The sequence below is a fragment of the Oerskovia sp. NPDC060287 genome (assembly GCF_042726775.1).
Lineage (GTDB): Bacteria > Actinomycetota > Actinomycetes > Actinomycetales > Cellulomonadaceae > Oerskovia > Oerskovia merdavium.
Window position 1 is genome coordinate 1 of the sequence record NZ_JBHXBO010000173.1, and the last position, 8,880, is coordinate 8,880.

Consider the following 8,880-nt stretch of genomic DNA (forward strand, 5'->3'; position numbering starts at 1 on the left):
CGCGTCCCCTGGACGGGGACGCGCCTCGCTGCGTCCTGGGCGGGGACCGCACCGGCCCGACGGCGGGGCGCACGCCGCGCGGGCACGTCCCGAGGCGCGCGGGACGGCTCGGACGACGGCCTCAGGGGGAGCGGACCCACCACTTCTGGTTGGCGGTCCCGGCGCAGCTCCAGAGCTGGACGGGCGATCCGTCGGCCGTGCTGAAGTCCTTGACGTCGACGCACCGGTCGGCCTGCGGGTTGACCAGGTCGTGGCTCGCGGTGAGCACGAACTGCTGGGCGGGATCGCCCGAGCACGGCGCGGTCTGGACCTTCGCGCCGTCCTCGCGGGCGCCCCACGCGACGTCGAGGCAGCGTCCGAGCGTGCGGACCGTGCCGTCGGCCTCGAGCGTCCACTGCTGGTGGGCGGCGTCAGAGCACGTGCGGACCTGGACCGGGACGCCGGGGGCGGTGTCGCCCCAGGGCAGCTCGAGGCACGTCCCGCCGAGCCCCACGAGCTGCCCCGTCGTGGCGACGGGCGACGTGCCCGGCTCGTCGGGTCGGTCCCACGCGTACGCCCGGACGTAGTCGACGACCATCTGCGCGGGCAGCGGGGTGCTCGCGTCGGGTGCTCCCGGCCAGTCCCCACCGACCGCGAGGTTGAGCAGCAGGAAGAACGGGTCGTCGAACACCCAGGGTGCCCCGCCGGTGTCGGCGGGGGTCTTGTGCGAGTACGCGACGCCGTCGACGTACCAGGTGATCGAGTCCGGTGCCCAGTCGACCGTGAAGGTGTGGAAGTCGTCGGCGACGCGTTGCCCCCCGGGGAGCGTGAACGACTCGTGCACCGCGTCCGCCCCCGAGTACCCGGGACCGTGCAGGCTTCCCCACACCGTGCCGGGCTCCTGACCGACGTTCTCCATCACGTCGATCTCGCCGCTCGCGGGCCACGGTTCCGAGGTGAAGATGTTCTGCCCGAGCATCCAGAACGCGGGCCACGTCCCCTGCCCGCCCGGGATCTTGATGCGTGCCTCGAAGCGCCCGTGCTGCTGGGCGAACCGGTCCGCGGTGATGAGCCGTGCCGACGTGTACTCGCAGCGTCCGTAGTGGCACTGATAGCCGGCCGGGTTCTCCTTGCGGGCCGTGACGACGAGGTGACCCGCCCCGTCGGTCGAGGCGTTGCTCGGGCTGTCGGTGTAGTACTGGCGCTCGTTGTTTCCCCACCCGCTGCCTCCCGTCTCGAGGCGCCAGCGTGCAGGGTCGGGCGGGGCGCCGGGGGCGCCGTCGAACTCGTCGGACCAGGTGAGCGGCCCGGGCGGAGCACCCATGGTCGGGGCGGCGCTCGCGGTCCGTGCGGCCGGAGGACCGACGGCGGCGGCCGCGAGCGTCCCGAGCACCGCGACCACGATGACGACCGAGAGCAGGAGGCTGGGGGACGTGGAGGTGCGCATGATCACTCCTTGCAGGTCGAGACGTCCTCGGCGTAGCGCAGCCACGACGGGAGGTCGGCGACGAACGCGTCACGCACGTCGGGGGCACCCGCCGCACGCCAGTCGACGTCGTCGTCGATCTCGATCTCGTACTTGTCCCACTCGAACCAGTTGACCATCTTGAGCTGCGGGAACCGCTCGTGGGTCTCCGGGGAGAAGACCTGCCGCCACCAGGCGCGCTTGATGTCGAGCTCGGCCGCGCCACCGCGCGAGGGCGTGTAGATCGCGGCGGTCTCGGGGACCGCGACCGGGTGGCCGTGCTCGACGCCGTACACGGTGTAGAAGTCCGGGACGGCGGCGTCGTCCCCGGCCGTGCCGACGTAGGTGCCCGTCAGCATCGCGAGGAACTTGCCGTCCTCGGGGACCTCGTTGTTGCCCCACGGGCGCTGGTTGCCCCAGTGGTAGAGCGAGACGCCGACCCAGTCGACGGCGTCGTCCCCGGGGAAGTACGGGAGGTAGCTGTCGTCGGACATGGTGACCGTGCCGTCGCCGTCGGTGTCGAGGGCCGCGTAGTCGGCCGACCCGGGGAGCGCCGCGAACTGGCCCCCGGTGAACGGGTACCCGCCCCCGTAGTTGGGCGCCCACATCATGGCCGTGCCGGGCGCCTGGTCGTGGACCGCCGCGGCGACCCGCCGGAACGTCTCGACGTACGCCGTGGGCTGCTGGCCCCACGCGTACCACGAGCCGTTCATCTCGTGCGCGAACCGCAGCACGACCGCGACGCCCTGCTGGTTGACCTCGCGCAGGTCGTGCGCGAGCGTCGCGATCACCTCGTCGCTCATGGCGGCCAGGCCCGCGTGCGGCTCGAGGGTCAGGAGCAGCACCCCGCCGTTGGCCTTCATCTGGGTGACCGCGCTGACCGTGTGCTCCCAGGTCGCCCGGTCGTAGGGGACGTCGGAGAACTGGACCGCGACGGCCGGGGCGTGGCCCAGGTACGTCCGGTGCTCCTCGAGCGTCTCGGACGCCCAGTCGAGGTTGACCCCGAGCAGCGTGCCGTCGTCGGGGACGACCTGCGCGGCGTCGGCCGTGCAGGCCTCGGGGGCAGGCGGCGGCCCGGCCTCGGGCGGACCCGCGACCGCGAACCCGGCGCCGACCGCCCCCACGCCCAGGAACATGATCATGACGGGCGTCACCAGGCCGGGCCGCCGCCGGCGCCCGCTCGTCCCAGGGAGGTAGAACGTCATCAGGAGGCCCGGGTGGCGAGCAGTCCCCGCGCCTCGTCGTGGCCGCCGTAGATGCGGGCCACGGTGTCCAGGCGCAGCGCGGTGAAGGCGTGCCGGACCGCCGCCGAGGCCCCGAAGAACCGCAGGTCCCCGCCACGCGAGCGGACGACGCGCAGCAGGTCCAGCAGCCCGGCGACCCCCGACGGCGAGACGCCGTCGACGCCCGAGACGTCGAGCAGGACGAGCACCGGGCCGTCGGCGACGGCTGCGGCCACGGGGCCGCGCAGGGCCAGGACGGCCGCTGCGTCGAGCCTGCCGCCGGTCGGGAGGTCGATGCTCGTGACGGGGTGGGTCAGGGTGAGGTCGGGTGCGCTGACGATGGTGGCCATGGTGAGCTCCTGGGTGCGTGGCGGACGGTGAGGTCGAGCGGGAGATCCGTCGGGTCGAGGAGGGAGGTGAGCCCAGCGCCGTTGCTGTCGTTGCTGTCGAGCCCGTCGCTCACGGCCTGGGCCGCGAGGAGCGCGACGGACGGGGGGGTGGGGTCCACGACGGAGTCGCCGGGACCGGTGTACCGCGCTGCACGCAGCGCGGCGGACAGGAGGGCGAGGTCGACCACGACCCACGCCAGGGTGAGGTAGGTCGCCGGGGCCGAGGCCTCGCCCGCGAGCATGCGGGCCACGCCGATCGCCGAGGCCACGAGCAGCACGGCCGTGGCCACGACCTGGGGGAGCACGTGCCGGTAGCCCGTGCCCGTCGCCTGCTTGGTCTTGGAGGTGACCGAGAACGCGATGTGCTTGCCGAGGAACACCGCCGACGCCCCGGAGAGCGTGGCCGCTATCCACGTGGGGAACAGCGCGAACGACATCTGCTGCCCCCGCCACAGCCCACGGCTGCCCCGGCCGGAGAGCTGGAAGAGGAGCTGGCAGGCCACGAAGAACGGGATGAAGTGGAGGAAGAACAACGTGGGGTCGGCGTGCAGCGGGAAGATCCCGACCGTCAGGAAGAGCACCGGTGCGGAGAGGTAGACCAGGGCGGCGAACCCGCTCAGGTAGCTCGTCATGGTGCCCAGGTACATGAGCCGCTGGGCGAGCGTGAGGCCGCGGACCATGAGCGGGTTGTCGCGGAAGAAGACCTGCATCGACCCCGTCGCCCAGCGCAGGCGCTGGGAGAGCGCGGTGCCCACGTCCTCGGGCGCGAGGCCGTGGACGAGCACCTCGTGGTGGTAGACGCTCGTCCAGCCCATCGCGTGCAGGTGCATGGCCGTGGCCATGTCCTCGGTGATGGTCGTCGTGTCGAGGGGGTTGATCGTCAGGGCCTGGTCGGTGCGGGCCACGTCGACCAGCTCCAGGACGCCGTCGAGCTCTTCGAGCAGCTCTCCAGCGACCTCCTCGGGGAGCGGTGCGGCCCCGGGGCGCGGAGCGAGGGCTGCGGCGAACGCCGCTCTCAGCTCGGACGTGATCTCGGTCAGGACGTCGCCCCGACGGAACTGGCCCTCGGCGCGCCGGACCGCGGCGAGCGCCTGCTCGGCCACGGGCATGGCCGTGGGCTCGCGGACCGCGAGCTGGCTCAGCAGGTCCTGCAGGCGCGACCTGCCGGCGCGCAGCGCGGCCCGCATGCTGCCCCGGGCGTCCCGGCTGAACCGGGTGAGCCCGAGCGCCATGAGCGCCTCACGCCGCAGGACCGCGTTCGAGCCGCAGAAGAACGCGGCCCCCCACCCGTCCTTGCCCTGCTGGATGGGTCCGTAGAAGAGCTCGGCCTGGGTGCCCAGGGGGTCGTTCGGGGGGACGTTCCAGAAGTGCTGGGGCGTCTGGACGAACGCGACCTCCTCGTCGTCGAAGTACCCCAGGACCCGGTCGAGGAACCGCGGCTCGGGGACCTGGTCGGCGTCGAGGATCGCGACGAGGTCGCCGCTCGTGCGGAACAGCGCGTTGTTGACGTTGCCCGCCTTGGCGAACCGGGGGCGCCCCTCCCACTCGGGACCGCGGGTGATGTACCCGATCCCCACGCGCGAGGCCGCGACCTCGAGCTCGGCCCGGTTGCCGTCGTCGAGGATCCACGTCGCGTGCGGGTACGTCATGTCGCGTGCGGCGATCGCGGTGCGCAGCACCAGGTCCACGGGCTCGTTGTACGTCGTGACGAACACGTCGACGCTCAGGCCCTCGGGCGCCGGGGGAGCGGGCGCCCGCCGTCTCGCGTTCCACATCGTCAGCGCGTAGAGGACGGTCTCGCCGAGGCTGTACGTCTCGGCCAGGACCAGGGGGACCGCGATCCACCAGGCGTCCCAGGCCACGGTCCCCGTCCAGCGCCAGCCGATGTAGACGAGCCCGAACGCCACCGCGACCACGGCCAGGAGCCGTACCGCCGCGAGCCTGCTGCTTCCCATGCGTACCTCCGCCGGACGACGAGACCAGGTCGGGTCGTCGTGGCGCGCAGGACGCGCACGGCGGCTCGAGAGCGGCGGCGGCGATGACGTCGGGACGGGCAGAGACACCCCTGCGTGCCTGTCACGACGGCGGGTGACCGGGTGTCCCCGGACCTCCTGCGGTGTCGTGCTCCGAACGTAGGGGCAGACGCGGGCAGGACGGAAGCACCGCGCCGTCCGTTTCGCGCGTGATGCGAGGTGTGCGCCAACATCTCCACAGGTCGGCAACCCGGTGGTAACGCCCCGTCACGGTGGCTGACGTCCCGTTCACGGGGACGTCACGTGCGGCGCTCGCGGCCGCGGCACGTTCGTGCGCGTCGGGTGGCCCGACGGCGCCACGCACGGTGCGGGGAGCGGTCCGGCGGGTCCGGGCCTGCGGGCGGAGGGCCCTTCGGGACGCTCGGTGGCCCCGGCACCACCTGTCGGCCTGGGCTCAGCCCAGGCGCACGCTGCGCCGCGGCGTCGTCATGGCGCCGGTGATCGCGGCGATGATCTCCTCGTAGCTCGTGCCGGGGCCCGAGAAGCTGCCGTTGTTGCGCCCGTGGCGCAGCACCTCGATCCGGTCCGCGACCGCGCGTACGTCGGTCATGTTGTGGCTGATGAGGATCACGGCGTGCCCCAGGTCGCGCAGGCGCTCGATGTGGGTCAGGACCTCGGCCGTCTGCGAGACGGACAGCGAGGCCGTGGGCTCGTCGAGCACCACGATGCGCGGGTCGCCGAGGAGCGTGCGGGCGATCGCGACGCTCTGGCGCTGCCCGCCCGACAGGTCGGAGACGAGCGTGCGCACCGAGGGGATGCGGGACGTGAGGTCGCGCAGGATGCGTCGCGCGTTCTCCTCCATCGCGGCCTCGTCGAGGCGCGGACCCCGGTGCAGCTCGCGCCCCAGGTAGAGGTTGGAGACCACGTCGAGGTTGTCGCACAGCGCGAGGTCCTGGAAGACGGTCGCGATGCCCAGCGCGTGCGCCGCGGCCGGGGAGGGGATGGTGACCGGGACGCCGTCGGACTCGATGATGCCCGCGTCCGGGGTCAGCACGCCCGCGATGACCTTGGCGAGCGTCGACTTGCCCGCGGCGTTGTCGCCCACGAGCGCGACGACCTCGCCGCGATGGACCTCGAGGTCGATGCCCTCGAGGGCGCGGACCGCGCCGAACGACTTGTCGATGCCGTGCAGCGACAGTGCGGGGAGGGCGGAGGAGCTGCTCACGTCGTGTCACCTGTTCGTGCTCGGGCGCCCGGGGGCGTCGGGGTGCCCACCACGTCGTCGTGGTGCGGCGGTCGTGCGGTGGTCGGGGTCCTGGGCCGGGGCGTCGCCCGGAGGGCCCGGGTCATCCGGGGGCTCCCGACCGGCCCGCGCCACCAGGGTCCTGGGCTGACGCCAGCCCGACCGGGCCGGGCGTGCCGGGGGCGAGGCGGACGTCGCTCGCGACGTCGGTCGACTGGAGCGCGAGCGCGAGCGCACCCATGACCTCGGCCTGGGGTCCGAGCTCGCTCAGCACGACCTCGACGGGCGCGATCGTGTTGGGCACCAGGTGCCGGCGGACCGCGTCGCGCAGGGGGCCAGCGAGGATCTCGCCGGTCTCCGCGAGCTCGCCCCCCACGACGATGACCTGGGGGTTCATGGCGCTCGCGAGCGTGGCGACCGCGATGCCGATGCGATCACCGGCGTCGGCCACCACGCGGCTGCAGCCCGGGTCGCCGGCCAGCGCCCGGGAGATGACGTCGCGCAGCGTGAGGTCGCCGTGGCTCGAGCGCAGGAGGGCGAGGAGCGCGTCGGAACCGACGACCGTCTCGAGGCAACCACGGTTGCCGCAGCGGCAGATGGGTCCTGCGGGGTCGACCTGGACGTGCCCGATCTCCCCGGCCGTGCCCGCGTACCCGCGATGGACGTTCCCGTTGATCACGACGCCGGCCCCGGTCCCGTACGAGACCCGGACGAACACCGAGTCGCGGACGGCGCGGGCCGCACCGAGCTCGGCCTCGGCGAGCGCGGCGAGGTTCGCGTCGTTGTCCACGACCACGGGGCGGGCCAGGCGCTTGGACATGACCTGGCCGACGTGCAGGTCGTCCCAGCCGCGCATGATGCCGCGCACCGAGATCATCCCGGTCGAGATGTCGACCGGGGCGGGCAGGGCCATCCCGACCGTGAGGAGCTCGTCCGTGGACGCGCCCACGCGCTCGAGGAGGTCCATGACGAGGAGCGCTGCGCGGTCCAGGCCCGTGTCGACGCGGTGGTCGACGGGCAGGGGCATCTGCTGCTCGGCCACGATCGTGCGGCCGAAGTCGCCGAGCGCGACCTTGAGGTGACGGTGGCCGAACTGGATGCCTGCCACGAGACCGAGCTGGCGGGCGAGGGTCACCTTGAGGGCGCGTCGTCCGGAGCGCGAGGTGGGTCGGGTGTCGACGACCCCTGCCTGGGTCAGCTCCTTGACGATGGTCGACACCGTCGCCGTCGAGAGTCCCGTGGCCTCGGCGAGCTCGACCTGGGTGAGTCCGCCGTAGCGCTTCACCGCATCCACGATGCGCGTTCGGTTCGCTTCTCGGAGTGAGGTCTGCGAGCCGGGCGTGGACCGGTCGTTGTTCACAGGAAGGAGCGTACACGCTCCCGGGAGCCGCAGAACGGAGGCAGAACCGGGAATCCGCGAGGCGCTCCGGGTGGTACCGCTCCCACTCTGAGTTCGAGTCTCGAACACAATTAGGTCACGAACTGATTACTGCGCTTGACGCTCGAACTCAAGGGTGGCTAGTTTCACTGCAGTGCCGACCGAGGCCTCGCGGATTCCCTCCGCGGCTCGGAGGCATCCCGGGCCTCACAGCTGAGGCCCGCCCCTGGTTCGAAGACGAAAGGGAATGACGATGACGTCTATGCGCAAGGCGGTCGCCGCAGCTGCCGGGATGACGCTGCTGTTCGGTGCTCTCACGGCCTGCAGCTCGGAGCGTTCGGGTGGAGAGTCCGGCGGTGGCGAGACGGGGACCGACACGCCCCTGATCGGCATCGCGATGCCCACCCGCAGCCTCGAGCGCTGGAACAACGACGGTGCCCACCTCGAGGAGCTGCTCGCAGGAGCCGGCTACGAGACCACCCTCCAGTACGCCGACAACAAGGTCGACCAGCAGATCACGCAGCTGCAGAACATGATCAACCAGGGGGCCGACGTCCTCGTCATCGCCTCGATCGACGGCACGGCCCTGGGCCCGGTCCTCGACGCGGCGGCCAAGGAGGAGATCCCGGTCATCGCCTACGACCGTCTGATCAACGACTCCGAGCACGTCGACTACTACGCGACGTTCGACAACGAGAAGGTCGGCACGCTCCAGGGCGAGTTCATCGTCGAGCAGCTCGGCCTGGCCGGCGGTGCCGGCCCCTTCAACCTCGAGCCCTTCGCCGGGTCGCCCGACGACAACAACGCCCGCTTCTTCTTCAAGGGAGCCTGGGACGTCCTGAGCCCCTACGTCGAGAAGGGCCAGCTCGTCGTGCCCTCGGGCAAGGCGCCCGCCACGGTCGACGACTGGACCACGATCGGCATCCAGGGCTGGGAGTCCGCCAAGGCCCAGTCCGAGATGGAGAACCGGCTCAACTCGTTCTACACCGACAAGAAGGTCGACGTCGTCCTGTCGCCCAACGACTCGCTCGCGCTCGGCATCGAGCAGGCGCTCGAGGGTGGCGGCTACACGCCGGGCGACGCCTGGCCGCTCGTCACGGGTCAGGACGCCGACGAGGCCAACGTCAAGAACATGCTCGCGGGCAAGCAGGCCATGACGGTCTGGAAGGACACCCGCACGCTCGGTGACCAGGTCGCCACCATGGTCCAGCAGATCATCGACGGCGAGGA

7 protein-coding genes are annotated in these 8,880 nt (G+C 72.2%); 1 reads left to right on the forward strand and 6 read right to left on the reverse strand.

The genetic code is table 11. The features are described from left to right. Nucleotides 1–121: 121 nt before the first annotated feature. The 6 genes from ACFWFR_RS14330 to ACFWFR_RS14355 form a co-directional block, all read right to left on the reverse strand. Complete coding sequence (locus ACFWFR_RS14330) at nucleotides 122–1,426, reverse strand: family 16 glycosylhydrolase (RefSeq protein ID WP_377623399.1); 1,305 nt, start codon at nucleotides 1,424–1,426, stop codon at nucleotides 122–124. A gap of 2 nt (nucleotides 1,427–1,428) precedes the next feature. Continuing rightward, nucleotides 1,429–2,649 (reverse strand): glycoside hydrolase family 26 protein, encoded by a 1,221-nt coding sequence (locus ACFWFR_RS14335; RefSeq protein ID WP_225219963.1) that lies wholly within the window; start codon nucleotides 2,647–2,649, stop codon nucleotides 1,429–1,431. After that, nucleotides 2,649–3,017 carry an STAS domain-containing protein gene (locus tag ACFWFR_RS14340; RefSeq protein ID WP_191801247.1) on the reverse strand — a complete coding sequence of 123 codons (369 nt, stop codon included), beginning with the start codon at nucleotides 3,015–3,017 and terminating at the stop codon, nucleotides 2,649–2,651. Before ACFWFR_RS14340 ends, ACFWFR_RS14335 begins: the two co-directional genes overlap by 1 nt. After that, nucleotides 2,981–5,011 (reverse strand): glycosyltransferase family 2 protein, encoded by a 2,031-nt coding sequence (locus ACFWFR_RS14345; RefSeq protein ID WP_377623400.1) that lies wholly within the window; start codon nucleotides 5,009–5,011, stop codon nucleotides 2,981–2,983. Before ACFWFR_RS14345 ends, ACFWFR_RS14340 begins: the two co-directional genes overlap by 37 nt. A 472-nt stretch (nucleotides 5,012–5,483) precedes the next feature. Continuing rightward, nucleotides 5,484–6,254, reverse strand: a complete 771-nt coding sequence (locus tag ACFWFR_RS14350) for an ATP-binding cassette domain-containing protein (RefSeq protein ID WP_191801243.1) — start codon at nucleotides 6,252–6,254, stop codon at nucleotides 5,484–5,486. Between the two features lie 121 nt (nucleotides 6,255–6,375). Next, nucleotides 6,376–7,632: an ROK family transcriptional regulator gene (locus ACFWFR_RS14355; RefSeq protein ID WP_191801241.1), complete on the reverse strand. Its 1,257-nt coding sequence runs from the start codon at nucleotides 7,630–7,632 to the stop codon at nucleotides 6,376–6,378. 271 nt (nucleotides 7,633–7,903) lie between these two features. On the opposite strand from ACFWFR_RS14355, the gene ACFWFR_RS14360 reads away from it, so the two are divergent. Then, nucleotides 7,904–8,880 (forward strand): substrate-binding domain-containing protein (locus tag ACFWFR_RS14360; protein WP_377623401.1); only part of this gene is annotated, 977 nt, incomplete at its 3' end.